This is a genomic window from Klebsiella sp. KPN54798 (genome assembly GCF_021184225.1).
Lineage (GTDB): Bacteria > Pseudomonadota > Gammaproteobacteria > Enterobacterales > Enterobacteriaceae > Klebsiella > Klebsiella pneumoniae.
Genome location: NZ_CP089234.1, coordinates 3135227 through 3161125 on the forward strand (window position 1 = coordinate 3135227; position 25899 = coordinate 3161125).

General features: G+C 56.7%; 27 protein-coding genes. 15 read left to right on the forward strand and 12 right to left on the reverse strand.

What is annotated here, in order from left to right; genetic code table 11:
* Nucleotides 1-57 precede the first annotated feature (57 nt).
* From LPQ25_RS15160 to ybiX, 3 genes are all read left to right on the forward strand, one after another.
* The gene (locus tag LPQ25_RS15160; protein WP_226340338.1) at nt 58-765 is read left to right on the forward strand and encodes an SDR family NAD(P)-dependent oxidoreductase; all 708 of its coding nucleotides are present in this window, start codon (nt 58-60) and stop codon (nt 763-765) included.
* 309 nt (nt 766-1074) lie between these two features.
* Entirely contained in the window at nt 1075-3360 is a 2286-nt protein-coding gene (locus tag LPQ25_RS15165) for a catecholate siderophore receptor Fiu (RefSeq protein WP_004176501.1), read from the forward strand.
* 48 nt (nt 3361-3408) lie between these two features.
* Nucleotides 3409-4086: a PKHD-type hydroxylase YbiX gene (gene ybiX / locus LPQ25_RS15170; RefSeq protein WP_004140326.1), complete on the forward strand. Its 678-nt coding sequence runs from the start codon at nt 3409-3411 to the stop codon at nt 4084-4086.
* A gap of 84 nt (nt 4087-4170) precedes the next feature.
* On the opposite strand, the gene ompW is transcribed toward ybiX, so the two are convergent.
* Nucleotides 4171-4809, reverse strand: a complete 639-nt coding sequence (ompW, locus tag LPQ25_RS15175; RefSeq protein ID WP_002901634.1) for an outer membrane protein OmpW — start codon at nt 4807-4809, stop codon at nt 4171-4173.
* A 269-nt stretch (nt 4810-5078) separates the two neighbouring features.
* Here ompW and LPQ25_RS15180 point away from each other — a divergent pair, with 269 nt between their 5' ends.
* From LPQ25_RS15180 to yciA, 5 genes are all read left to right on the forward strand, one after another.
* Nucleotides 5079-5492 carry a YkgJ family cysteine cluster protein gene (locus LPQ25_RS15180; RefSeq protein WP_002901633.1) on the forward strand — a complete coding sequence of 138 codons (414 nt, stop codon included), beginning with the start codon at nt 5079-5081 and terminating at the stop codon, nt 5490-5492.
* A 25-nt stretch (nt 5493-5517) separates the two neighbouring features.
* Entirely contained in the window at nt 5518-6261 is a 744-nt protein-coding gene (locus LPQ25_RS15185) for a YciC family protein (protein ID WP_014907774.1), read from the forward strand.
* 54 nt (nt 6262-6315) lie between these two features.
* The gene (locus LPQ25_RS15190; RefSeq protein WP_002901631.1) at nt 6316-6855 is read left to right on the forward strand and encodes a septation protein A; all 540 of its coding nucleotides are present in this window, start codon (nt 6316-6318) and stop codon (nt 6853-6855) included.
* 271 nt (nt 6856-7126) lie between these two features.
* Nucleotides 7127-9310, forward strand: a complete 2184-nt coding sequence (locus LPQ25_RS15195) for a TonB-dependent siderophore receptor (RefSeq protein ID WP_041169040.1) — start codon at nt 7127-7129, stop codon at nt 9308-9310.
* A 99-nt stretch (nt 9311-9409) separates the two neighbouring features.
* The gene (gene yciA, locus LPQ25_RS15200; RefSeq protein ID WP_002901629.1) at nt 9410-9808 is read left to right on the forward strand and encodes an acyl-CoA thioester hydrolase YciA; all 399 of its coding nucleotides are present in this window, start codon (nt 9410-9412) and stop codon (nt 9806-9808) included.
* Between the two features lie 29 nt (nt 9809-9837).
* Here yciA and LPQ25_RS15205 read toward each other — a convergent pair whose 3' ends face one another.
* Nucleotides 9838-10374: a YniB family protein gene (locus tag LPQ25_RS15205; protein WP_002901627.1), complete on the reverse strand. Its 537-nt coding sequence runs from the start codon at nt 10372-10374 to the stop codon at nt 9838-9840.
* A gap of 188 nt (nt 10375-10562) precedes the next feature.
* Here LPQ25_RS15205 and hxpB point away from each other — a divergent pair, with 188 nt between their 5' ends.
* The 4 genes from hxpB to LPQ25_RS15225 all read left to right on the forward strand — a co-directional run bounded on the left by hxpB (nt 10563) and on the right by LPQ25_RS15225 (nt 14351).
* Nucleotides 10563-11231 (forward strand): hexitol phosphatase HxpB, encoded by a 669-nt coding sequence (hxpB, locus tag LPQ25_RS15210; protein WP_004140335.1) that lies wholly within the window; start codon nt 10563-10565, stop codon nt 11229-11231.
* A gap of 149 nt (nt 11232-11380) precedes the next feature.
* Nucleotides 11381-12142 (forward strand): 2-dehydro-3-deoxy-D-gluconate 5-dehydrogenase KduD, encoded by a 762-nt coding sequence (gene kduD / locus LPQ25_RS15215; protein ID WP_014907776.1) that lies wholly within the window; start codon nt 11381-11383, stop codon nt 12140-12142.
* Between the two features lie 91 nt (nt 12143-12233).
* Nucleotides 12234-12824, forward strand: a complete 591-nt coding sequence (locus LPQ25_RS15220; protein ID WP_002901611.1) for a metal-dependent hydrolase — start codon at nt 12234-12236, stop codon at nt 12822-12824.
* Between the two features lie 135 nt (nt 12825-12959).
* Nucleotides 12960-14351, forward strand: coding sequence for an L-cystine transporter (locus LPQ25_RS15225; protein ID WP_015874688.1), 1392 nt, complete (start codon nt 12960-12962; stop codon nt 14349-14351).
* A gap of 58 nt (nt 14352-14409) precedes the next feature.
* Here the strand turns inward: LPQ25_RS15225 and cedA are convergent, their stop codons facing one another.
* Nucleotides 14410-14649 (reverse strand): cell division activator CedA, encoded by a 240-nt coding sequence (gene cedA / locus LPQ25_RS15230; protein ID WP_004151919.1) that lies wholly within the window; start codon nt 14647-14649, stop codon nt 14410-14412.
* Nucleotides 14650-14854: 205 nt separating this feature from the next.
* Between cedA and katE the strand changes: the two genes are divergently transcribed.
* Nucleotides 14855-17113: a catalase HPII gene (katE, locus tag LPQ25_RS15235; RefSeq protein WP_014907778.1), complete on the forward strand. Its 2259-nt coding sequence runs from the start codon at nt 14855-14857 to the stop codon at nt 17111-17113.
* 57 nt (nt 17114-17170) lie between these two features.
* Here katE and chbG read toward each other — a convergent pair whose 3' ends face one another.
* The 8 genes from chbG to osmE form a co-directional block, all read right to left on the reverse strand.
* Nucleotides 17171-17929: a chitin disaccharide deacetylase gene (gene chbG, locus LPQ25_RS15240; protein WP_004179430.1), complete on the reverse strand. Its 759-nt coding sequence runs from the start codon at nt 17927-17929 to the stop codon at nt 17171-17173.
* 12 nt (nt 17930-17941) lie between these two features.
* Nucleotides 17942-19288, reverse strand: coding sequence for a 6-phospho-beta-glucosidase (locus tag LPQ25_RS15245; protein ID WP_004148093.1), 1347 nt, complete (start codon nt 19286-19288; stop codon nt 17942-17944).
* Between the two features lie 110 nt (nt 19289-19398).
* Entirely contained in the window at nt 19399-20223 is an 825-nt protein-coding gene (chbR, locus tag LPQ25_RS15250; protein WP_002901552.1) for a transcriptional regulator ChbR, read from the reverse strand.
* A 27-nt stretch (nt 20224-20250) separates the two neighbouring features.
* Nucleotides 20251-20598, reverse strand: coding sequence for a PTS N,N'-diacetylchitobiose transporter subunit IIA (gene chbA / locus LPQ25_RS15255; RefSeq protein WP_004140356.1), 348 nt, complete (start codon nt 20596-20598; stop codon nt 20251-20253).
* A 53-nt stretch (nt 20599-20651) separates the two neighbouring features.
* Nucleotides 20652-22010, reverse strand: a complete 1359-nt coding sequence (gene chbC, locus LPQ25_RS15260; protein WP_004148091.1) for a PTS N,N'-diacetylchitobiose transporter subunit IIC — start codon at nt 22008-22010, stop codon at nt 20652-20654.
* Between the two features lie 11 nt (nt 22011-22021).
* Nucleotides 22022-22138 carry a hypothetical protein gene (locus LPQ25_RS15265; protein ID WP_014907779.1) on the reverse strand — a complete coding sequence of 39 codons (117 nt, stop codon included), beginning with the start codon at nt 22136-22138 and terminating at the stop codon, nt 22022-22024.
* Nucleotides 22139-22157: 19 nt separating this feature from the next.
* Nucleotides 22158-22478, reverse strand: coding sequence for a PTS N,N'-diacetylchitobiose transporter subunit IIB (chbB, locus tag LPQ25_RS15270; protein ID WP_002901547.1), 321 nt, complete (start codon nt 22476-22478; stop codon nt 22158-22160).
* 278 nt (nt 22479-22756) lie between these two features.
* Nucleotides 22757-23095, reverse strand: a complete 339-nt coding sequence (gene osmE, locus LPQ25_RS15275; RefSeq protein WP_002901544.1) for an osmotically-inducible lipoprotein OsmE — start codon at nt 23093-23095, stop codon at nt 22757-22759.
* Between the two features lie 282 nt (nt 23096-23377).
* On the opposite strand from osmE, the gene nadE reads away from it, so the two are divergent.
* Both nadE and cho read left to right on the forward strand, forming a co-directional pair.
* Nucleotides 23378-24205: an ammonia-dependent NAD(+) synthetase gene (gene nadE / locus LPQ25_RS15280; RefSeq protein WP_004151921.1), complete on the forward strand. Its 828-nt coding sequence runs from the start codon at nt 23378-23380 to the stop codon at nt 24203-24205.
* 100 nt (nt 24206-24305) lie between these two features.
* Entirely contained in the window at nt 24306-25169 is an 864-nt protein-coding gene (cho, locus tag LPQ25_RS15285) for an excinuclease Cho (RefSeq protein WP_014907780.1), read from the forward strand.
* An 87-nt stretch (nt 25170-25256) separates the two neighbouring features.
* Here cho and spy read toward each other — a convergent pair whose 3' ends face one another.
* A complete protein-coding gene (spy, locus tag LPQ25_RS15290) occupies nt 25257-25742 on the reverse strand; it encodes an ATP-independent periplasmic protein-refolding chaperone Spy (RefSeq protein WP_014907781.1) in 486 nt (161 codons plus the stop codon).
* Nucleotides 25743-25899 lie beyond the last annotated feature (157 nt).

Here is a 25899-nt window from a genome sequence, read left to right on the forward strand (position 1 = left end):
CCGCCCGATCTCGGGCCTGATTATAGTGAAGACCTCCTTTCTGCAGCGAGAGACATCATGAAATCCGATCAGCACAACACTATCCTCATCGTCGGCGCCTCGCGCGGCCTTGGCCATGCTATGGCGGCGACGTTCCTGCAGCACGGCTGGGAGGTCATCGGCACCGTGCGCGATTTATCATCCCACACGCCGCTCCACGACCTGGCCAAGACGCATCCCCTGCGGCTACGCCTGGCGACGCTCGACATTCGCGATGAAGCCCAACTGGCCGCTCTGCAGGCGACGCTTCCCCCGGCAAGCCTCGATATGCTGATTGTCAACGCCGGTACCACCAATCGTGACCCATCGCAGATCATTGGCGACGTCTCCACCGAGGAGTTTTACCAGGTGATGCTCACCAATGCCCTGGCGCCGATGCGGGTTATCGAGCGCCTGCAGCAGGCAGTTAAACCGCAGGGGCTGCTCGGCGTGATGTCCTCTGGCCAGGGGAGCCTGACCAATAACCTTACCGGCCAGCGGGAACTCTACCGCGGGAGTAAAGCTGCGCTGAATATGTTTATGCGCAGCTTTGCCGCTCGCCCCACCTCGGCCTCCCATCCGCTGGTGGTGATGGCCCCGGGATGGATCCGCACCGAGCTCGGCGGGGCAGATGCCCCGCTGACCATCGAAGAGACGATCCCACGCCTGGTGAACGTCCTGCTCGACAAACGGCAACGTCCGGGACTGGAGTATCTCGATTACCAGGGCCGTACCGTGCCCTGGTGATCCGTGCCGGAACAACCATCATATGGCCGCCCGGAAGTTAACCCCGCCCGGCGCGGCTTGCTACCGACCTTATTCTGCAGCACATTCCCTATATTTCCGCTTTATCGTTCAAAAAATGTGAATTATGTAAATCGAAGTGAAGAAAGTTGTTTTAAGGTCAACTTTTCTATGTAAATATTAAGGCAAATGATAACTATTCTTTTTATCATTTATAGAATCACACCGGGTCAGCGCAAGCCAGACGACGAATAACGTCGCTTTTGCGCGGTGTGATATGTGCTCATAACAAAAAATAAGCCTGCATTTATCATGGAAAAAAACGCTTCTCTGCCTTTCGGCAGTTTCAACTCATTGGCATTGTTTACAGGTCTGTGTCTGGGAGCCTCGCCGGCAGCAGGCATCGCAGCGGAAAATTCGGTCAAAAATAGTGAAGAGACGCTGGTAGTGGAAGCCGCTCCGCCTTCACTCTACTCCCCCGGCGCTTCCGCCGATCCCAAGTTCAATAAACCGCTGGTCGATACCACCCGCACCATCACCGTGATCCCGGAACAGGTGATTAAAGATCAGGGCGTCACCAACCTGACTGACGCCCTCAAAAACGTTCCCGGCGTCGGGGCGTTTTATGCCGGGGAGAATGGCAGCTCAACCACCGGGGATGCCATCTTTATGCGCGGCGTGGATACCTCTAACAGCATCTATGTGGACGGCATTCGCGACATCGGTAGCGTGACGCGCGATACCTTCAATACCCAGCAGGTGGAAGTCATCAAAGGGCCCGCCGGCACGGACTATGGCCGCAGCGCGCCCTCCGGCTCGATCAATATGATCAGCAAGCAGCCGCGCCTTGACTCCGGGATCGACGGCTCGGCCAGCATCGGCAGCGCCTGGTCGCGCCGGGGCACTCTCGACCTGAACCAGGCGTTTAGCGACAACGCTGCGTTCCGTCTGAACCTGATGGGGGAAAAAACGCATGACGCTGGTCGGGACCGCATTGAAAACGAACGCTATGGCATCGCACCGTCGCTGGCCTTCGGCCTTGATACCCCAACTCGTCTGTATCTGAACTATCTGCACGTCCGGCAGAACAACACCCCGGATGGCGGGATCCCTACCGTCGGCCTGCCGGGCTATTCGGCGCCTTCGCCGAAGTATGCCGCACTCAACTCCGCCGGGAAGGTCGATACCAGCAATTTCTATGGCACCGACTCCGATTACGATAAATCTACTACCGACAGCGGTACCCTGCGCTTCGAACACGATCTGACGGAGAATACCACCGTGCGCAATACCACCCGCTGGTCGCGAGTGAAACAGGAGTATCTTTTGACCGCGGTGATGGGCGGCGCGAACAATATCACCGCCCCCGATATCAATGACGTCAACACCTGGAGCTGGTCGCGTCTGGTTAATACCAAAGATGTCAGCAACCGTATTCTGACCAACCAGACCAATATCACCTCGACTTTCAATACTGGCTCGATAGGCCATGACGTCAGCGCCGGCGTGGAGTTTACCCGGGAAAACCAGACCAACTATGGCGTTAACGCCAGGACCGCGCCGGCGGTGAATCTCTACCATCCGGTGAGCAACCTGTCGATTGGCGGGCTGGACAGAAACGGGGCGAACGCCAACGGCCAGACCGATACCTTCGGGATTTATGCCTTTGATACGCTGACGCTGACCGAGCGGATTGAGATCAACGGCGGGCTGCGTCTCGACAATTACCATACCAAATATGACAGCGCCACCGCCTGCGGCGGCAGCGGACGCGGGGCTATCGCCTGCCCGCCCGGACAGTCGACCGGCAGCCCGGTCACCACTGTCGATACCGCTAAATCCGGCAATCTGGTTAACTGGAAAGCCGGGGCGCTGTACCGCTTAACCGAGCAGGGCAATGTCTACGTCAACTACGCCATCTCACAGCAGCCGCCGGGAGGCAGCAGCTTCGCCCTGGCCGCCAGCGGCAGCGGCAACAGCGCTAACCGGACCGACTTTAAGCCACAGAAGGCGAAATCCAGCGAGCTGGGCACCAAGTGGCAAATCTTCGACAACCGTCTGCTGCTCAGCGCGGCGTTATTCCGCACCGATATTGAAAACGAAGTGGCCGCCAACGATGACGGAACCTGGTCGCAGTACGGCAAAAAGCGCGTGGAGGGGTATGAACTCTCCGCGACCGGAAACCTGACCCCGGACTGGACGATTATCGCCGGCTACACTCAGCAGCATGCGACAGTGACGGAGGGACAGAACGTTGCACAGGATGGATCTTCCGCCCTGGCCTACACCCCGAAACATGCCTTTACGCTGTGGACGCAGTATCAGGCCACCAGCGATCTGTCCGTCGGCGGCGGTGTGCGCTATGTCGGAAGCCTGCGCCGGGGCAGCGATGGTGCAGTCGGTACCCCGGATCACACCGAGGGCTACTGGGTTGCCGACGCCAAACTGGGCTATCGGGTCAACAGCAACCTCGATCTGCAGCTCAATATGTATAACCTGTTTGATACCGATTACGTGGCCTCCATCAACAAGAGCGGCTATCGCTATCATCCGGGCGAACCCCGGACCTTTATGCTGACGGCGAACGTCCATTTCTGAGTCTGCGCGTGGGGCCGTTGCGCCCCACCTTTTAGAGAGAACACCGCGATGATGTATCACATTCCTGACGTGCTATCGACAGACCAGGTGGCGGAATTTACCCGGCAGCTGGCGCAGGCCGAGTGGGTCGACGGGCGGGTTACGGTGGGTAGCCAGGGGGCGGCCGTCAAACAGAACCAGCAGATCGATACCCGAACGCCGCTGTATGCCCGCCTGCAGGCCGCTGTGCTCGATATGCTGCGCGGCCATCCGCAGTTTTTTTCCGCCGCGCTGCCGCGGACGATTTCCGCGCCGTTGTTTAACCGCTATGGGCCAGGGGAGACCTATGGTTTTCACGTCGATGGCGCCGTTCGCCAGAACGGCGAGGCGGGCTGGATGCGCACTGATCTGTCAGCGACGCTGTTCCTTTGCGATCCGGAGAGCTATGAGGGTGGCGAACTGGTGATTGAAGACACCTATGGCCAACATCGGGTGAAGCTCCCGGCCGGGCATCTGGTGCTCTATCCCGCCAGCAGCCTGCACTGCGTCACCCCGGTCACCCGCGGCGTCCGCCAGGCCTCTTTCCTGTGGATCCAGTCGATGGTCCGCGACGATAAGCAGCGTGCGATGCTTTACGACCTGGACCGCACCATCCAGTCTCTGAAGGCCCGCTTTGGCGACGGAGAAGAGGTCCTCTCCCTGCTCAACATGTATCACAACCTGCTGCGCCAGTGGACGGAAGTGTGATCCGCTGTTGATGACAGAGGCTTGCGGCAGACAGGTGTGACGAGACAATGAACTGGCCATCCGTTGGCCAGTTTACAGAAGAATTTAGAACCGATAGCCTGCGGAGAACATAAACACCCACGGATCCAGACGGGTGCTGACTTTCTGGTCCACGCCGCCGGCTTTGAATTTCACATCGGTATCGATATCCATGTACCACACCGACATATTCAGCAGCCAGTCGCGGTTAATCAGATAATCAAGGCCGACCTGCCCCGCCGCGCCCCAGGAGTCCTTCAGGCTCAGATCGGAAAGCCCGGCCGCCTTGCCGGTATCGTTAAAGTCTTCATTAAAGAAGGTGGTGTAGTTGATACCGGCCCCCACGTACGGGCGCACCTTGCTTTGCGCATCGCCAAAGTACCACTGCGCCATCAGGGTGGGCGGCAGCTGATGGACGGTGGCGATAGTCCCGGTTGGCCCGGTGCCGACCTTATGGCGGAACGGCGTCGCGGCAAGCAACTCCACGCCAATGTTATCGGTCGCCATATAGGTAAAGGTTAAACCCAGCTGGGTATTGTTACTGACGTTGAAACTGCCAAGGCTGCCTAACACATTGTCAGAGCCCTCCGTCGGTCGGACGGTGGCGGTCCCGGCACGAATGAAAAACTCACCCGCTTCATGCGCCCAGACGCTGCCGGTAGAAAGCGTGCCAAGAATCAATGCCGCCGCTGCTAACTTCTTCATATCCACTTCCTCATTATGGTTTTTCAGCGCGGCCAAATATACCTATAACGAGTTACGTTTGATCTGTTTTAGATCACACTAAGTCCTCAGATTTAACATTTATTGATCCAGATTAATTTTCGCTACCGATCGCAATGCCTTGAATTGTTCGCACATCAATTTTCACTTTTCGCGCAAAAATTTATTTCTGCCCCTCTTGCCGTCGCTGAGGCGGCTGGATAAGTTAACTGCCGACAATCTGTGTTGATGCGTTTTTTTCAGGTGTAATTATGAGTGAAATCAACCCGTGCATGACGTGCGGTGCCTGTTGTGCGTATTTTCGAGTCTCTTTCTACTGGGCGGAAGCCGACGATGCGGGCGGCCTGGTGCCCTCCGCGCTGACCGAACCGCTGACCCCTTTCCTGCGCTGCATGAGCGGCACCAATCAGCGCCAGAGCCGCTGCGCGGCCCTGTCTGGCGATATCGGCGACGCCGTTCACTGCACTATTTATGAAAACCGGCCTTCGCCGTGTCGCGAATTCGCCATGTCCGGGGAAAATGGCGAGGAAAACGATGCCTGCAACCGGGCGCGGGCGCGCTACGGCCTGCCACCATTGCGGCCTCTTTACAAAGATATACCTGCCCTGACCGGCGCAGAGAGTGCTACGACGGAACGATTTGCGGTACAATCGCCGGCTAGTTAACACCTGCGACACTCAAGGAGAATGCATGTCTATCACGGCGAAGTCCGTCTACCGTGACACCGGGAATTTTTTTCGTAATCAGTTCATTACTATTTTACTGATTGCGCTGTTGTGCGCGTTTATTACGGTAGTACTTGGCTATGCCTTTTCACCCAGCGACGAGCAGCTGTCGATACTCAGCGAAGGCGATAACCTCGCCGGTAGCGCCGGGCTTTTCGAGCTGGTGCAGAACATGACGCCGGAGCAGCAGCAGGTTCTGCTGCGCGCCTCGGCGGCATCAACCTTCTCGGGTCTGGTAGGTAATGCGATCCTCGTCGGCGGCGTCCTGCTGCTGATCCAGCTGATCTCCGCCGGTCATCGCGTTAGCGCCCTGCGCGCCATCGGCGCCTCGGCGCCGGTGCTGCCCAAGCTGCTGCTTCTGATCCTGTTCACCACCTTCCTGGTGCAGATGGGGATGATGCTGGTGCTGGTGCCCGGCGTGCTGCTGGCCATCGTGCTGGCCTTTGCGCCGATCATGCTGGTACAGGACAAAATGGGCATCCTCGGCGCCATGCGCAGCAGCATGCGCCTGGCGTGGGCCAATCTGCGGCTGGTGGCGCCGGCTATTATCGGTTGGCTGGTGGCGAAAACCCTGCTGTTACTGTTTGCTTCCAGCTTTGCCGCCCTGACGCCAAACGTCGGCGCGGTGGTGATTAATACCATCAGCAACCTGATTTCCGCCCTGTTGCTGATCTATTTATTCCGCGTGTATATGCTTATCCGCAGCTAATTTTAACCAGGACCGGGGCCTTCCCCGGTCCGTCCTGAAAGACGGGATCGATGTATGAAGCAGTTTCTGGATTTTTTACCGCTGGTGGTCTTCTTTGCCTTTTATAAGCTTTACGATATCTACGCCGCCACCACGGCGCTGATTGTGGCGACCGCCGTCGTGCTGATCTACAGCTGGGTGCGCTACCGGAAAGTGGAAAAAATGGCGCTGATCACCTTCGTGCTGGTGGCCGTCTTCGGCGGGTTAACCATCTTCTTCCATAATGATGAGTTTATTAAATGGAAGGTGACGGTGATCTATGCCCTGTTCGCCGGCGCGCTGCTGTTCAGCCAGTGGGTGATGAAAAAGCCGCTGATCCAGCGCATGCTGGGTAAAGAGCTGAGCCTGCCGCAGCAGGTCTGGTCGCGACTTAACCTGGCCTGGGCGGTGTTCTTTATTCTCTGCGGGCTGGCCAATATCTATATCGCCTTCTGGCTGCCGCAGAATATCTGGGTTAACTTTAAGGTCTTTGGTTTAACCGCCCTCACGCTGGTCTTTACCTTGCTGAGCGGGATCTACATCTACCGTCATATGCCGCAGGACGACCACCACTAACCCCTCCGCCGGCGCGCCATCGCGCGCCGCGCTCGCCCCCTATAAGCTTACTGCACTGGCAAACATTCCCTGCAACCACACAACCTCAGCGCATACGCTGACAGCTTCCCGGCCACACTGTGTAGGCTCTCTTCACGATTTCTCTCAACTGCATAAAAAGTTGCGGTAATTGTGAGGATTTTATGGAGATTCATCTCGTTACATTGTAATGATAATTGTTATCATTAATATTCTCGATCTCATTTTGTATTGTTTTGAAAAGGATATTTACATGAGATCGCCGCAATATTCTGTGCCCACGACCCTGGCGCTGGTTATATCCAGTCTCCTCGCCCCTAACGCCTTTGCTGAAGAATCAGAACAAGATACCGAAACGATGATTGTGCGCAGTACGGCGGAAGAGGCGCTTAAGCAACAGCCCGGGGTGTCGATTATCACGGCTGAGGATATTGCTAAGCAGCCGCCGGTCAACGATCTCTCAGACATCATCCGTAAAATGCCCGGGGTGAACTTGACCGGCAACAGCGCCAGCGGCAGTCGGGGCAACAACCGCCAGATTGATATCCGCGGCATGGGGCCGGAGAACACCCTGATCCTGATAGATGGGGTACCGGTCACGTCACGTAACGCGGTTCGCTATAGCTGGCGCGGCGAACGCGATACCCGGGGCGACAGCAACTGGGTACCTGCCGAAATGGTCGAACGGATTGAAGTTCTCCGCGGTCCGGCAGCCGCGCGCTATGGTTCCGGCGCGGCGGGCGGAGTGGTCAATATCATTACCAAACGTCCGACCAACACCTGGCACGGTTCGCTGTCTTTCTTCTCCAACCAGCCGGAAAACAACAAAGAAGGCACGACCAATCGCGCTAACTTCAATCTCAGCGGCCCACTGGCCGGCGAGGCGCTGACGATGCGCCTGTATGGCAATATCAATAAAACGGAACCCGACGCCTGGGATATTAACCATGCGCAAAACGGCTCTTACGCTGCGGGGCGCGAAGGGGTCCGCAATAAAGACATTAACGCGCTACTGTCATGGAAAATGACCCCGCAACAGATCCTCGATTTCAGCTACGCCTATAGCCGTCAGGGGAATATCTATGCTGGCGATACCCAGTACAGCAACGGCAATCTTAGCCCGAACGGGCTGGTGGACTCCCTGTACGGCCACGAAACTAATCGCCTCTATCGCCAGTCCTGGGGACTGACCTACAACGGTCTATGGGATTGGGGCCAGTCCAAAGCCGGTGTTTACTACGAGAAAACCAACAATACCCGCCTGCAGGAAGGCTCTACCGGCCGCGTCGAAGGCATGATCAACAGTGAAGATTATGCCACCAGCCGTCTGGAATCCTGGCGTACTACCTCGGAATTCAATGTGCCTTTCTTCTGGCTGGCGGACCAGACGCTGACGCTGGGAATGGAATGGAACCATGATCAGCTCGACGACCCGGCATCGATGCAGGCCACTAACAGCAACGGCGAGACTATCCCTGGGACCTCGGGCGACCCTACGCAACGCAGTACCAAAAACAGCGCCACCCTCACCGGTATCTATCTGGAAGATAATATCGAAGCCGTGCCCGGCACCAACCTGATCCCCGGCATTCGCTTCGATTATCATAATCAGTTTGGCAGTAACTGGAGCCCCAGCCTCAATCTGTCCCAGGAGCTCGGCGATATGTTCACGCTGAAGGCCGGTATCGCGCGCGTGTTTAAAGCGCCAAACCTCTATCAATCCAGTAAAGGATATTTGCTCTCCACCCGCGGCAACGGTTGTCCAAACACGATCGCTGAAGGCAGCTGCTACCTGCTGGGTAACCCTGACCTCGACCCGGAGATCAGTATCAACAAAGAGATCGGTATCGAATTTAACCTTAATGGTTACGCTGCCGGAGTCACCTGGTTTCGCAACGATTACAAAAACAAAATCGTCTCCGGAACAGAGGTACTGGGCTATACCTCCAGCGGCAATAATATTTTGCAATGGCAGAACGGCGGCAAAGCCGTGGTCGAGGGGCTGGAAGGAAATCTGCTGATCCCGGTGCTGAGAGATGTCCTCAGCTGGCGGACCAATGCCACCTGGATGCTCAAATCTGAAAGTAAAGAGACTGGCAACCCGCTGTCGGTTATCCCGAAATATACCGTTAACACGATGCTCGACTGGCAGGTAAACGACGCCCTGTCTGCGAATGTGAACTGGACGCTTTATGGCCGTCAGAAGCCGCGTCAGTATGCGGAGATCCGCAACGAAACCGGGACCCTTGCCACCACCGAGGTTGGCGCCTATTCCATCGTGGGTATTGGTACTCAGTATCAGCTGAACCGGGATATTCGCCTGAATGCCGGAATAAGTAATCTATTTGATAAACAACTGTATCGCGAAAATGCCGGCGCCTCGACCTACAATGAGCCTGGCCGCGCGTATTACGCCGGCGTTACCCTCTCCTTCTGAACCACCGCGCCCGCGCCAGCGGGCGTATTCCCCTATTCTCACTGCGCTATTTTCATAGTAGCATCCCGCTGATCGTCTTTGACCACAACAGAGTAGAGCATGACAACAACAGATCTCGCCCCAAAGGGCGAAATGGTTTTACGCACCCTGGCAATGCCGGCGGATACCAATGCCAACGGGGATATTTTTGGCGGCTGGCTGATGTCGCAGATGGATATTGGCGGCGCCATTATGGCCAAAGAGATCGCCCAGGGTCGCGTGGTGACCGTGCGGGTGGATGGGATGACCTTTTTACGCCCGGTCGCCGTTGGCGACGTGGTGTGCTGCTACGCCCGCTGCGTGAAGCGCGGCAACACCTCGGTGACAATTAACATCGAAGTGTGGGTGAAAAAAGTTTCTTCAGAACCGATTGGCCAGCGCTACAAGGCGACGGAGGCGCTGTTTATCTACGTTGCCGTTGATAATCAGGGAAAACCACGTCCTCTGCCAGCGGAATAAGAAGGTGCCCGGCTTGCCGGGCACCTGACTTACAGAAAGCCCAGCAGCGAAAAGAAGAAGTAACCGATGACAATCACGATCACCGGCAGCACGTACAGTGGGAAATACTGCACCAGGATCGTATGGCGCGGTACCACAATGCGTTCAGCGAGCTGCTCGCGGGTTAACCCATCTGCGCCTTTGGCCTGCTCGAGGATCAGCTGATCCTCAATCCCCTCGCGGAGAAATTTCGCCTGCCGCGCCATTCGCGCGCCGGAAGCCTGCAGGGCCATGCCGACGAACACCAGAATGAAGATGATCCAGAAACCGATGTTCAGGCTATGGTGAAAATCCGGCAGCGGCGAGTTGTACCAGAAAAAGTTCAGGAACGGCGTGTTAAAGCGCATCATTTCAATCATCACGTGCGCAAAATCCATCATTACCGCATCAATGCCGGGTTTCTTTTCACTGTGCTCATACATAAATTTGAGCACAGAAATCAGCGTCGACAGCACGGCGGGAATAAAGATAACCCATCCTAAAATGCGTTTGATAACCGCTATGCGTCCAGCTTGTTGGTACGTCATGAGTTCCCCTTGTTAAAGACGCGTTGGAGGTTCGCCTGCTGCCTGTTGCGTGGCGCTGGCTTCCCTCGCTCCCCCGAGTATGTCGGGTATAAGTCTATCTGCCACGGCGAGTTTCGCCCAATAATGCGCGGTATGATATACCATGATTGCCGATTCGTTTATCTGATTACGCAACAGGAGAAGGACATATGTCAGCGAAGCGCCGCATTGAGGCCGCGATATTTGATATGGACGGGTTGCTGATTGACTCGGAGCCGCTCTGGGATCAGGCGGAGGTCGAGGTCATGGAGAGCCTGGGAGTGGATACCCGTCGCCGCGATGAACTGCCCGACCTGCTCGGTCTGCGAATCGACCTGGTGGTGGATCTGTGGTACGCGCAGCAGCCGTGGCACGGCGTAGACCGGGCGGAAGCTACCGCGCGCATTATTCGTCGCGCCATTGAGCTGGTGGAAGCCTCACGCCCGCTGCTGCCGGGCGTACGCGAGGCAGTGGCCCTGTGTAAAGCTCAGGGCTTAAAGGTGGGCCTGGCCTCGGCCTCGCCGCTGATGATGCTGGAGAAAGTGCTCGATATGTTTGAACTGCGCGACCAGTTTGATGCTCTCGCCTCTGCGGAGCATTTACCCTGGAGCAAACCGCACCCGCAGGTCTACCTCAACTGCGCCGCTGCCCTGGGAGTCGACCCGCAGCGCTGCGTCGCGCTGGAGGATTCGGTCAATGGCATGATCGCCAGCAAAGCCGCGCGCATGCGGTCTATCGTGGTGCCGGAAGCGGAGAACAGCCGCGACCCGCGCTTTGCGCTGGCGGACGTCAAGCTTCCGTCACTGCTGGCACTCACTGCTGAGAACTTGCTCGGTTAAGACCGCTGGCGGGTGCAACAATCGCTGTCACGCCGCCGGCAACAAAATCAAAACATTGTTTCATTTTAATTGTAATTTTGTTTTCCTCCCTCTATGCTGGTCACAGGTGGCGTCATCGTACGCCAGTAGATCAGCTGACAGAGGTGAATATGGTACTGAACGCCTTCGACCTGACGGGTAAGGTCGCCATCGTGACCGGTTGCGATACCGGCCTGGGACAGGGAATGACGCTGGGCCTGGCGCAGGCCGGGTGCGATATCGTCGGCATCAACCGTAAAATTCCCCATGATACGGCCGCCCAGATGCTGGCGCTGGGCCGCCGCTTTCACGCCATTCAGGCGGATCTCAGCCAAGAGAATGATATGAGCGGTCTGGTCGACCAGGCGGTGGCGGCGATGGGCCGGGTCGATATTCTGGTCAACAACGCCGGAATTATCCGCCGCCATGATGCCCTGACCTTCACGGAAAGCGACTGGGACGCGGTGATCGACCTGAATCTCAAAGCGGTTTTCTTTCTCAGCCAGGCGGTCGCCAGGCAGTTCATTCGCCAGGGGGAAGGCGGGAAAATCATTAACATCGCCTCGATGCTCTCGTTTCAGGGCGGGATCCGCGTCCCCTCCTACACCGCCTCGAAAAGCGGCGTGCTGGGTTTGACCCGTCTGCTGGCCAACGAATGGGCGGGCCAGGGTATCAACGTCAACGCCATAGCGCCCGGGTATATGGCCACCAATAACACCCAGGCGCTGCGCGAAGATGAAGAGCGTAACCAGGCGATCCTCGAGCGCATTCCCGCTGGTCGCTGGGGAGCGCCGAAAGACCTGCAGGGGCCGGTGGTGTTTCTCGCCTCATCAGCGGCCGACTATATTAACGGCTATACGCTGGCCGTCGATGGCGGATGGTTGGCGCGCTGAGAGTTTGTGACAAAGAGTTACACCGTCACCTCTTCCGTACACTGTATAAAAACCCTATACTGTATGAATCGACAGTTTAGGGTGTGTTATCATGACGGCGGAAGGCCATCTCTTCTTTTCAATCGCCTGCGCAGTATTTGCCAAAAACGCAGAGTTAACGCCGGTGCTGGCGCAGGGCGACTGGTGGCATATTGTGCCCTCGGCGGTATTGACCTGCCTGCTGCCGGACATCGATCACCCAAAGTCGTTTCTTGGCCAACGGCTGAGCTGGATCTCAAAGCCCGTGGCGCGGGCCTTTGGTCACCGCGGCTTCACCCACAGCCTGCTGGCCGTCTTTGGCGCGCTGACGCTGTTCTATCTGAAAGTGCCTGACAGCTGGATTGTCCCGGCAGACGCTCTCCAGGGCCTGGTGCTGGGCTATCTCAGCCACATTCTCGCCGATATGCTCACCCCCGCCGGTGTGCCGCTGCTGTGGCCCTGTCGCTGGCGCTTCCGGCTGCCGATCCTTGCGCCGCGCAAGGGCAATCAGCTCGAACGCGCCTTGTGTATGGCGCTGTTCGTCTATGCCGTCTGGATGCCGCAGACGCTGGCGGACAACAGCGCGATACGCTGGTCATCCGGGGTGATCAATTCCCTGCAGATCACCTTCAATCGCTTTATAAGTCACCAGAGTGGGCGATAAAGCGGCGGAAAACGCCATTTGGTTATAACCCATTCCATTTGAATATAAGTCCTTGATAACGCCTTCTGCTAACCTTGCCGTCATAAGAGCTGGTTATCCACCAGCCCAGGTTATAAAAATATCAGGAGAACGGGGATGAACTTTCCATTAATAGCGAACGTAGTCGTGTTCGCCGTATTACTGTTTGCGCTGGGGCAAACACGCCATAAACAGTGGAGCCTGGCCAGAAAAGTGCTGGTCGGTCTGGCGACTGGCGTGGTCTTTGGTCTGGCGCTGCAGCTGATCTACGGGTCTGACAGCCAGGTGCTGAAGGATTCCATCCAGTGGTTCAATATCGTCGGCAACGGTTACGTCCAGCTGCTGCAAATGATTGTTATGCCGCTGGTCTTCGCCTCTATCCTTAGCGCGGTGGCCCGCCTGCACAATGCCTCGCAGCTGGGGAAAATTAGCTTCCTGAGCATCGGTACTCTGTTGTTCACCACCCTGATCGCCGCCCTGGTTGGCGTGCTGGTGACCAATATGTTCGGCCTCACCGCCGAGGGTCTGGTCCAGGGCAGCGCGGAGACCGCCCGTCTGAACGCCATCCAGAGCAACTATGTGGGGAAAGTAGCGGATCTCAGCGTCCCGCAGCTGATCCTTTCCTTCGTGCCGAAGAACCCGTTTGCTGACCTGACCGGGGCTAACCCAACCTCCATCATCAGCATCGTCATTTTCTCGGCGTTCCTCGGCGTCGCAGCGCTTAAGTTGCTGAAAGAGGATGTGGAAAAAGGCCAGCGCGTGCTGACCGCGATCGATACCCTGCAGGGCTGGGTAATGAAGCTGGTTCGTCTGGTCATGCAGCTGACCCCTTACGGTGTGCTGGCCCTGATGACCAAAGTGGTTGCCGGGTCGAATTTGCAGGACATCATCAAGCTTGGCAGCTTCGTGGTAGCCTCGTACATTGCGCTGGGTATTATGTTTGTCGTCCACGGCCTGCTGCTGGCGATTAACGGCGTCAGCCCGCTGAAGTACTTCCGTAAAGTCTGGCCGGTGATCACCTTCGCCTTTACCAGCCGCTCCAGCGCCGCCTCCATTCCGCTGAACGTTGAGGCGCAAACCCGTCGTCTCGGCGTACCGGAGTCGATTGCCAGCTTCTCCGCCTCCTTTGGCGCCACCATCGGCCAGAACGGCTGCGCTGGTATCTATCCAGCAATGTTGGCGGTGATGGTCGCGCCGACCGTGGGCATCAACCCGCTGGATCCGATGTGGATTGCCACCCTCGTGGGCATCGTCACCGTCAGCTCGGCGGGCGTCGCCGGGGTGGGCGGCGGCGCGACATTCGCCGCGCTGATCGTCCTGCCGGCGATGGGCCTGCCGGTGACCCTGGTAGCCCTGCTCATCTCCGTCGAACCGCTGATCGATATGGGGCGTACCGCGCTGAACGTTAACGGCTCAATGACCGCCGGGACGCTGACCAGCCAGTGGCTGCGCCAGACCGACAAGTCGATCTTCGATAGTGAGGAAGAAGCCGAACTGGCGCATCGCTAAACGGCAAGCACAAAAAAACCGCTGATCATTCAGCGGTTTTTTTATTTCTGCAGCCGACTCAGGCTTCAATCTCACCTTCCTGACGCACCTGGTTAGCCCAGCGCTGCGCCGACTCCGGCACGCTGAATGCCGGTGAGCGACGGAAATGCTCCCCCATCAGCAGAAAAGCGACATACTTCCCGCGCAAAATCCAGACATCGCGAAAATGGTCCATTTTCACGGCATGTTCCGGGGGCGCAGGCTCCACGCGCGGCACGTAGCTAATGACAGGGCGATTTTGTTGGCGCAATGGTTTCATAACAAATGGATTCACTAAACATAGCGGGAAACAGAAACCTCTATCATAGCCGATTGTGGCCCCGTTCGTCGCCCCTTCGCCGCCGATGCGCATTTTAGGATAACTCCCTGCCCCCTCGCCGGGCGCAGACAGCGTAATGTTCTATAGTTAGAAGGGTTTTGGTCTATCAACGACCACTTTTAGCAATGAAAGCAGGAGACGAGTAATGTCTGATAAGCACCCGAACCCTCACCAACAGCAGGCACCGGTCCACGACAGCGAGGAAGCGCAGCCGGGTCTCGATTCGCTGGCGCCGGACGATCGGGAGTGGCGCCCCACGCCGAAACCTACCGCTCCGGGCGTCGAACCCACCGCCCCAGGCAGCCTGAAAGCGCCCGATACTCATAACAGCAAACTGGATTCCCTGGAGGCGCAACGCAAAGGGGGGGAAGATTTTCCGCTGACCACCAACCAGGGCGTGCGCATTGCTGACGATCAGAATTCGCTGCGCGCCGGTAGCCGCGGCCCAACGCTGCTGGAAGATTTTATCCTGCGGGAGAAGATCACCCACTTTGACCACGAGCGTATTCCGGAGCGTATCGTTCATGCCCGCGGCTCTGCCGCCCACGGCTACTTCCAGCCCTACAAAAGCCTGGCTGCGTTGACTAAAGCCGATTTTCTTTCGTCAGCCGATAAAATCACCCCGGTGTTTGTACGCTTTTCCACCGTGCAGGGCGGCGCGGGGTCGGCGGACACCGTCCGTGATATTCGCGGCTTCGCTACCAAGTTTTACACTGACGAAGGGATTTTTGACCTGGTGGGCAACAACACACCGGTCTTCTTCATCCAGGACGCGATGAAGTTCCCCGACTTTGTCCACGCCGTGAAGCCTGAACCCCACTGGGCCATCCCACAAGGGCAGAGCGCCCACGATACTTTCTGGGACTATGTTTCCCTGCAGCCGGAAACGCTGCACAACGTGATGTGGGCGATGTCGGATCGCGGCATCCCGCGCAGCTATCGCACCATGGAAGGCTTCGGGATCCACACCTTCCGTCTGATTAATGCCGAGGGCAAAGCCACCTTCGTTCGCTTTCACTGGAAACCGGTCGCCGGCAAGGCCTCGCTGGTGTGGGATGAAGCGCAGAAGCTGACCGGCCGCGACCCCGATTTTCATCGCCGCGATCTATGGGAGGCCATCGAAGCCGGGGACTACCCGGAATTTGAGCTTGGCCTGCAATTGATCCCCGAAGAGAATGAATTTGCTTTTGACTTCGACCTGCTCGATCCCACCAAGCTGATCCCCGAGGCGCTGGTGCCGGTGCAGCGGGTTGGCAGAATGGTCCTCAACCGCAACCCGGATAACTTCTTTGCCGAAAATGAACAGGCGGCCTTCCATCCCGGACATATCGTCCCGGGCATTGATTTCAGCAACGATCCGCTGCTGCAGGGGCGTCTCTTCTCTTACACCGATACGCAAATTAGCCGCCTGGGTGGGCCGAACTTCCATGAAATCCCCATCAACCGTCCGACCTGCCCGTATCATAATTTCCAGCGTGACGGGATGCACCGGATGGACATTGACACCAATCCGGCCAACTACGAGCCCAACTCGATTAACGACAACTGGCCGCGCGAGACGCCGCCTGCCGCCAAACGCGGTGGCTTTGAGTCCCTCGCCGAGCGCGTCGACGGCGAAAAAATCCGCCAGCGCAGCCCTTCGTTCGGCGAATATTACGCCCAGCCGCGTCTGTTCTGGCTGAGCCAGACGCCGATTGAACAGCATCATATTATCGATGGTTTCAGCTTCGAACTCAGCAAAGTGGTCCGCACCTGGATCCGCGAGCGGGTGGTCGACCATCTGGCCCACATTGATACTAAGCTTGCGGAAGCGGTTGGGGCGAACTTAGGGATCGAACTGAGCGACGATCAGCGCAACATTACCCTGCCCGCCCCGGTCAATGGCGTGGAGAAAGACCCCAGCCTCAGCCTCTACGCCGACACCGAAGGAGATGTGAAAGGTCGCGTGGTGGCAGTCCTGCTCAACGAACGCACCTCAGCGCAGGATCTGGTTCAGCTCCTGCAGGCGCTGCAGGCCCAGGGCGTGCACAGCAAGCTGCTCTACTCGCGAATGGGCGAAGTCATTGCCGACGATGGTTCTCCGCTGCCGATCGCCGGCACCTTCGCCGGCTCCCCGTCGCTGACGGTGGATGCGGTGGTGGTGCCCGGCGGCGACCTCAGCGCCCTGAGTCAGAGCGGTGACGCGCGCTATTACCTGCTGGAAGCCTATAAACATCTGAAGCCGATCCTGCTGGCAGGGGATGCGCGGCAGCTGACGTCCGTTCTGCAAGTCCCGACCCAAGGTGAAGAGGGGGTCATCGTCACCGATGCGCTCGACACGCCAGCGGCGGACAAACTGCTCGCCCTGATGACGGCCCACCGCGTGTGGTCGAGAAGCCCGAAAATCGCCGCTATTCCGGCGTAGTAAAAAGCCCGGCACGCTGTGCCGGGCTTGATTCACTTTCCCTTTCCCCCGTCGGGCTTACACGTCGCGGTAGGTTCCCAGACGATAACCCCGGTCGGCCACCGCCGCTTTCAGCGAGGCAGATGTCAGCACATCAAGCTCATCCAGTCGCGGATAGCAGTAGGCGCTGCCCATAATGATCCGATCGACATAAGCCGGATGACACATCACCTCCAGGGAGCGCTCCCCGCGGGCAATGGAGGCATCCAGCGTCTGCAGAAACAGTTCCTCAGAGACCGCTTCGCCGTAAAACTCGCTGCTGAAGCCGGCGCTGCTGCGCGCCGCCTGCTGGTCGAGCTCACTCTGCGCCGCCACCTGGCGGTCAATGCGTAACGCAATGCCCTTCTCGCGGGCAAAGGCCGCGACGATGGGATAAATCTGGGCGAACATATGCACATGGTGATGGCTGTCGATATGCGTCGGCTCATGGCCGAAGAGTTCGACAAAACGACGGTACTGACACGCCAGTTCGTGGGCGATCTCTTCCAGCGGCAGGCTATCTTCTTCCGCCTGCTGCCAGATCCATTTGCCCAGCCGGCCATCGCGGGTTAATCCCGGCATGGCCGACAGCGGCTCGCCCAGCGTCAGTACAAAGTGCATACCGACCGCCAGCTCCGGAGTACTGCGGCTCAGCTGGGCGGCGTGGTCAATGGCCGCGCCGTTGACCAGCGCGGTGGTCGATGTCACCACGCCGTTGCGACAGGCCTCGATAATGCCGTAGTTCTGCCCTTTACTGAGGCCGAAGTCGTCGGCATTGACGATCAATACGCGTTCCATTTGCTACTCCCGTTACGATTTTAGTTTTTCGATCGTCGCCGCAAAGTTCGGCAGCCATTTTTCATGCGCCAGAATCATCTCCCGCGCCAGCTGTTCGGCGTCACGATCGGAATGGATCAGCGGGCTTAAGTTCAGCGCCAACAGGACATCGTTCAGCTCACCGCTGATCGCCGCCTGGCTGGCCGCCACTTCGAACCCCTTGATGGTGTAGATAAGCCCTAACACCTTCTCATCGAAATGAGTAATGCGCGGCGTCGGCTTCGCGCCGTCGCGGCCTAAGGTGCAGCTCATCTCTACCGCCCAGTCCGCCGGGATATTATCGACATGACCATGATGCGGGATATTCACATAGTGCTCAGTCTGCTTGTCGTTATAGATGGCATTGATTACTTCGCAAGCGGCATCAGAGTAATAGGCCCCGCCGCGCTGCTCCAGCTCCTTCGGCTTAACGTTAAGATCCGGGTTTTTATACAGCTCGAACAGCTGTTTCTCCACCTTCTGCACCACCTGGGCGCGCGCACCGCCTTTGTAGTACTCGCCCATCTCAATCGCCAGCATCTCTTTTGGCTTAAAGTAGTAGAGCAGGTAAGAGCATGGGATCAGGCGCAGGGAGCGGATCAGCCCTTCGCTAAACGGCAGGTCGAAGATGTTTTTCACCGAGTTCGCGGTCAGACGGCCGGAGGCCACGCCGTCCAGCAGTTCATCGAAGCGCGAGACGCCGTTAACCAGCACGTCGCGGACGAACACCAGGTGGTTCAGACCAAACAGGTCGATATTCAGCTCATCGCTCGGGCTCAGCTGCAGCACGTCGGTGATGAACATCTTCATGCCGATAGGAATGTTGCACACGCCGATAAAGCGTTTGAAATTGGTGTGGCGATAGACCGCCTCGGTGACCATGCCCGCCGGGTTGGTGAAGTTGATGATCCATGCGTCGGGGCAAATTTCCTGCACATCTTTCACGATATCGAAAATCACCGGGATGGTGCGCAGTCCTTTAAACAACCCGCCCGCCCCGTTGGTCTCCTGACCCAGGTAGCCGTGACTCAGCGGGATGCGCTCATCTTTTTCACGCGCCTTCAGCTGGCCCACGCGCAGCTGGGTGGTGACGAAATCTGCGCCCTGCAGCGCTGCGCGGCGATCCAGCGTTTTATAGACTTTCATCGGCACGCCGGCTTTTTCCACCATCCGCTGGCACAGCGCGTGGATAATATCGAGCTTCTCCTGGCCCTCTTCGACGTCTACCAACCACAGTTCGCTTACCGGCAGTTCATGATAACGTTTCAGAAATCCTTCCAGTAATTCCGGGGTATAGCTGCTGCCGCCGCCAATAGTGACTACTTTTAATTTCTGGCTCATCTTTTTCTCCCTTAGGCGCTGCGCCTGGACGCAGGCCGCTCTCCGCAACAATGCGGACAGTTAACTTGAATGATTTTCGGTATAAACCTGGCGGCGAACGCCGCGCGGGTTTAATTAATACTGGTCAAATGTTTGCGATAACTGCTCGGCGTAAACGACGTCAGTTTTTTAAAGGTTTTAATAAACAAGCTCGGGCTGCTGTAACCTGATTCATACGCAATATCCGTCACCGAATAATTGGTAATTTCCAGCTGTTTTTTGGCAAAGTTGATACGGATATCATTAATTATCTGCATCGGCGTTTTACCATAATAGCGCTGGGTCGCCCGGGTTAAATATTCCTGCGTTTTTCCGGATAAGCGAACCATATTTTCGAGAGCGCCTTCACCGAATTTCAGCTTATCATGCATGGCTTCCACGGTATTTTTTAACCATTGCGGCGTCACGTCGGCAACCGGCTCTTCACGATAGTGGCGTAAACGGTTAATGACATAAAAGGAGACCAGCTCGATAAATTCGTCAAATTCCGTTTCGCGAAAATTGAGTGAGGCGATGACCGACTCAACGTAGCCGAGAAAAGCGCTCTGCACGGCGTAGACTTGCGAAGCCACCAGACCAAACGGCAGCAGCGGCAGGTAGTGTTTCTCAAAGAAGCGTCTGCTGATGCCGACGTTAAGGATGCGCGTCGCCCCGAACTCGTAAAAGCTCTGGTGGTGCGAGCCCATCGGGATAAAGACGAAATCCCCGCGCTCCAGCAGCACCCGTTTGCCATTGATCTCCTGGTAATAGCGCCCGGTTAACACCACGGTAAATTCGTAGTAATCATGCTGGTGAAGCCCGCTCACGCTTTCCGTTTTGTTATAGATGACCACATGAAAGTTCTTCCCGTTGAACAGCTGTTGTTCTCGGGCGGTACTGATCTCGGTGGTCATCATTCTGGGCTGCCTCATCGTCGCGATGGCCTATTGTACCTTCTCGTGCAGCTCAATCAATTCGGCCACCAGCTCACGAGCCAGCATGGAGGTCATCAGATGGTCCTGGGCATGCACCAGCACCAGGCTGACCTTCATTTTCCCTTCGCCCTCGTCGCTTTCGATAAGCTGGGTCTGCACGCGATGCGCCTCGCTGAGCGCCTGGCGCGACTGCTCCATCATCGCTTTCGCTGCGGCAAAGTCGCCCTGCTTCGCCTGCTTCAGCGCGCCATAGGCCAGGCTACGGGCTTGTCCGGAGTTGATAATCAGCCCCATCACTACCTCTTCGAGGTCATTTTCCGGGGTCTCTACCGCGTCGATGTTGTCCAGATCAAACATAATATTTCCCTCATTTATCAGGCGGTACGGGACGCTGCCCGTACCGCGCGGTATCAGAATTTCAGTGCGTTAGCGATGTCTTCTTCGCTCTCTTCCTGCTCGATAACGGTCTGCGCTTTATTCGACAGCACCACAAACGGCAGGTAGACCAGGGTAGCGACGCCAAGGTTGAACAGGGCCACCAGCAGGGCGGCAACGCTGCCGTTACTGTTAAAGAACGCTCCCAAACCGGTCGGCATAGTCCACGGCGCCAGGTTGGTCACCGGTGGGATAATCCCCAGGCTGTAGGCCGCCAGCGTAATGGCCGCCAGAATCGGCTGAACCAGCACGAACGGGATGAACATCACCGGGTTCATGATGATCGGCAGACCAAACAGAATCGGTTCGTTAATCTGGAAGATGCCTGACGGCAGCGCCAGCTTAGCAACCTGACGATGGTCAGCGCGGCGAGAAGCGATAAAGATGGCGATAATCAGACCCAGCGTCGCCCCGGAGCCACCCAGCAGGATGTAGGAGTCGAGCATCGGCTTAGCCCAGAAGTGGAACTGTTTGCCCGCTTCGATGGCCGCATCAACAGAGCCGTACTGGTTGTACAGCGCGATGTTTTCCAGCGCCCACGGCGTCATGATGCCGTTATCCAGGGCGGTAAGCGCCAGAGAACCGTGCACACCGAAGAACCACAGCAGAGAGTTAAAGATAACGTATGCCCAGCCAACCACGCTGCCCATCGCCGCCAGCGGCGTCGAGATAGAGTCCATGATGATCTGGTGGAAGTTGCTGCCATAGCTCGCCAGGGCCCACGAAATAATGCCGAAGATGGAGAGGATCAAGAAGCCCGGGATCAGCGCTGAGAAAGAGCGTGATACCGACCCCGGCACGCTGTCCGGCAGTCTAATCACCCAGTTGCGACGGATCACGAAGGTGAACAGTTCCGCAACGACCAGACCGATAATCATCCCGGAGATGATGTTCTGCCCGCCCAACCAGTTGGCGCCCACCGCATAGGCTTCGCCCACGCTATACGGGGTCACGGTCATGAAGGCCGCCACCGCCAGCAGGCCAGCTGCCATCGGGTCAACTTTGCGCTCTTCCGCCAACGCGGAGCCGATAAAGAACGGCGCCATTAGCGACATAATCCCGAGGGTGCCGTTATAGACGTTTCCGCCGATAGCCTTAAAGCCGTTTAAGGTTTCAATGGTGGAGGCATCCAGGCGAATGCCCATGGAATAAAAGAAAGAGCCTTCGCCGAAGCTCAGAAAAACGTTGTTAATTAACACAAACATGGCCCCGGCGAGGGTCAACGGCATTAATTTAATAAATCCATTTTTTATTGCATTAATATGCGGCTGCTTTCCTATTTTCACTGCAAAAGGAAGGAGTACCTTTTCAAGCGAATCGATCACTTTACTCATAGTCAATACCCTTAAAAGCCGCAATAAACTATTACGGCGATGATGTATGAAATTACTCTTTGACGGGAAAATAAACTCATTATTTTTTGACGTCCGGCAACAGGCAGCCGCCAGGCGTCAAAATACATCGAGTTTTAAAAGTTAAAATTATTGTGCTGCAGCTTTCTTAATAGCCGCGACGGCGGCTTTCAATACCCCTAAACCATCAACTTTGCCATAGAGAAGGGAGTCGATAACTTCAACCGGTTTATTCGGCAGCAGGCGCTGAATTTCCGGTAACATATACGCAATTTGTGGCCCTAATAATACTACGTCGGCTTCCGGCCCTTTTTCGCCCGCGAGGGTTTCGGGATAGGCTTCAATAATGACCGGGACTTCATATTTTTCCGCCTGCGCCCGCATTTTGGAGACCAGCAGTGACGTGGACATGCCTGCCGAGCAGAAGAGATAAATGTGTTTCTTTTCCATGAACGCTTCCTCAATGTGTGAGACCAGGGCCTTCAGTAACCGCTGAGAGCCGGTAAGACTGGTAACATCCGGTTAATTCTGTTTATGAGTTGAGTATACGGCAAGCTGAGCCGCCAGGATAATTCGCTGTTGAACAGAATTGTCTCTCATTGACCTCCGGTTTTGACTACCCTCACATTTTCATCCAAATAATTCGCGCAATTAAATAAGCATCATGACTCACAAAAAAGCCCGACCAGTGGTCGGGCTTACGTAGAAGTCAGTAAACAGTAGGAAGCTTACCTGGCGTTGCGCGGGTCGGTATCATACTCGGCGCAGGTCTGGTAGCCGGAGTTCATGACGTGACCCGTTTCGTCGAGGGCCACAAAGTAGGTTTCAACTTTACCATCTCGTTGACCGAGGATATAGGTCTGGCAGGTGCCGCGGGCATGGACCATGGTGACTTCCGTTGAAGGTTTGCCGGCGATCTGCATCACCTGCTGACGCGACATCCCTTTCTTCACATCTTTCACCACCGGCTGGGTAAACTGGTCTTTGGTACGATCGTAAGCGGTACAGCCCGCCAGTAAGGTTAACGCGACGGTGACGCCCAGTATTCCTGCTAAGCTTTTGTTCATTTTGGTTCCTCTTTTCTACTGTGTAACGATAAGCCTGGAATAAATAGTGTTATTTTTCAAGCCGAACAGCGAAATCATGTCAGGTTATGTTATTGCGTAAACAGGATTGATCTGCCGACGTCGGACGGCGGCGCAATGCGCGGTACAGCATCTATAATGAAAACCTATGTCATTGATTGCCTTCTTTTCCGGCAGTCAAAACCCCGGTCCTTGTCGTTTCAGCGGCAAAGAGGTAGCTTTAAGCCAACAGCTTGCCAAACAGATTCACTTTCGGAGGGCGCGATGACGCTACAACAAGAGATTATTCAGGCGCTGGGCGCTAAGCCGCAGATTGATGTCGCAGGCGAGATCCGCCGCAGCGTCGATTTCCTGAAGTCATACCTGCAGACCTACCCGTTTATTAAATCGCTGGTGCTGGGTATCAGCGGCGGTCAGGACTCCACCCTGACGGGAAAACTGTGCCAGATAGCGATTAACGAACTGCGTGCCGAAACCGGCGACAGTAGCCTGCAGTTTATCGCCGTCCGTTTACCCTATGGCGTGCAGGCTGATGAGCAGGACTGCCAGGACGCCATCGCATTTATCCAGCCTGACCGGGTGTTGACAGTCAATATTAAAGCTGCGGTGCTGGCCAGCGAACAGGCGCTGCGCGAAGCAGGCATCGAACTGAGCGACTTCGTTCGCGGAAATGAAAAAGCCCGTGAGCGAATGAAGGCCCAGTACAGCATCGCCGGAATGACCAAAGGAGTTGTGGTCGGTACCGACCATGCGGCGGAAGCGATTACCGGCTTTTTCACCAAATATGGCGACGGCGGCACCGACATCAACCCAATTTTCCGCCTGAACAAACGTCAGGGCAAACAGCTGCTGGCCCATCTCGGCTGCCCGGAACATCTGTATAAGAAGCTGCCCACCGCCGACCTGGAAGACGATCGCCCCTCCCTGCCGGATGAAGTGGCCCTGGGTGTCACCTACGAGAACATCGACGATTATCTGGAAGGCAAAACGCTGGACCCGAGCATTGCCAAAACGATCGAGGGCTGGTATCTGAAAACCGAACACAAGCGTCGGCCGCCGATCACCGTCTTTGACGATTTCTGGAAAAAATAGTCTCTCCCCCCGCCCCGGCCTGCGCCGGGGTTATTTTTTGTCCTTTTCGCCGCAAAAATGGCCTGCTATACTGGATAGATAGACAGTACCAGGAGTTATTGTGGCCAGAAAGCAATCAGCCCCGCGTCTCGAGTTTGAGGCGGCGGCGATCTATGAATATCCCGAACATCTTCGCCCGTGGCTGGAGGCGCTGCCGAAGCTGCCGGGCGTCTATCAGTTTTACGGCGACAGCGACACGATGCCGCTCTATATCGGTAAGAGCGTCAACCTCCGCAGCCGGGTGTTATCCCACCTGCGCACCCCTGAAGAGGCCGCGATGCTGCGTCAGTCGCGGCGTATCACCTGGCAGCGCACCGCTGGCGAGCTGGGAGCGCTGCTGCTGGAGGCGCGGTTGATTAAAGAGCAGCAGCCGCTGTTTAACAAGCGGCTACGGCGTAACAAGCAGCTCTGCGCCTGGCTACTTGCGGACGACCGGCCGCAGATTGTCTATGCCCGTGAGGTTGATTTCTCGCACCAGCAGCATCTCTATGGCCTGTTCGCCAACCGGCGAGCGGCGCTGCAGATGCTGCAGAGCCTCGCTGACGAACAGCGCCTCTGTTATGGCCTGCTTGGTCTGGAACCACTCAGCCGCGGCCGCGCCTGCTTTCGCTCCGCGCTGGGCCGCTGCGCCGGGGCCTGCTGTGGAAAGGAGAGCGTGGAGGCGCACAGAGAGCGCCTGCTGGCGCAGATGAGCAGACTGCAGCTGGTGTGCTGGCCGTGGGCGGGGCCCGTGGCGCTGGAGGAGCGCGGCTCGGACATGACGCAGTATCACGTCATTCATAACTGGCTGTGGCTGGGCGCCGTTGAATCGCTCGACCAGGCGGCGGAGTTGACCCGTCTGCCCGCCGGATTTGACCAGGATGGTTACAAGATCCTCTGTAAGCCTTTGCTCAGCGGAGACTATCCGCTGCATCCGCTTGGCTGAGAAGCCACCAATAAAAAACCGCCGGCCCTGCCCAACGCCTGATGGCATTATTGGGCAAGACCGGCGGTCTTGATTCAGTGCGCTACATTATTCAGCAGGTGCAGGCATTTTACCTGCCGGCGCGTTGCGTTCTGTCAGATGCTTCTCAAAATTAGCATTGAACTGTTTTTTCTGCTCTGGGGTCAGAATGTTGTAGATCTTGTTCTGCGTTTCCAGGCGGGACAGCGCCATCGCTTTATGCTGCGCTTCCATCTTATCGATCTGCGCTTCCGCCTTCGCCTTATCGAAGGTGTCGCTGGCGATCAGATCGTGCATCGCGCGGCGTTCTTCAAGGGACGGACGTTTCATATTTTCGCGCTGGCTCTTCATGATGTCGCGGATCTGCTGCTTCTGCGCATCGGTCAGGTTCAGGCCTTTAAACATCATGTCATGCTGACCCGGGCCGCCTTTATGATGCATCATCATCGGCTTGCTGTCGCTCGGCGCGGTGGTGGTTTCGGCGGCGTGTGCCAGGTTAGCCGCGCCCAGAGCCAGAGTAGAGGCAACAAACAGTGCAGTGAGTTTCTTCATCATTCAATCCTTACTTTATGTTATTCTTACGGCGCGTTGCCGTGTTGACGAGATTAACTTTACGACGTTAATCGTCAATTAGTCAGAGCAAGAGTAAAACAATGAAAGTGTAAAAAACAGTTTCTCGCCAATTATGGAGAAAATAAGGAATTTAGCCGAA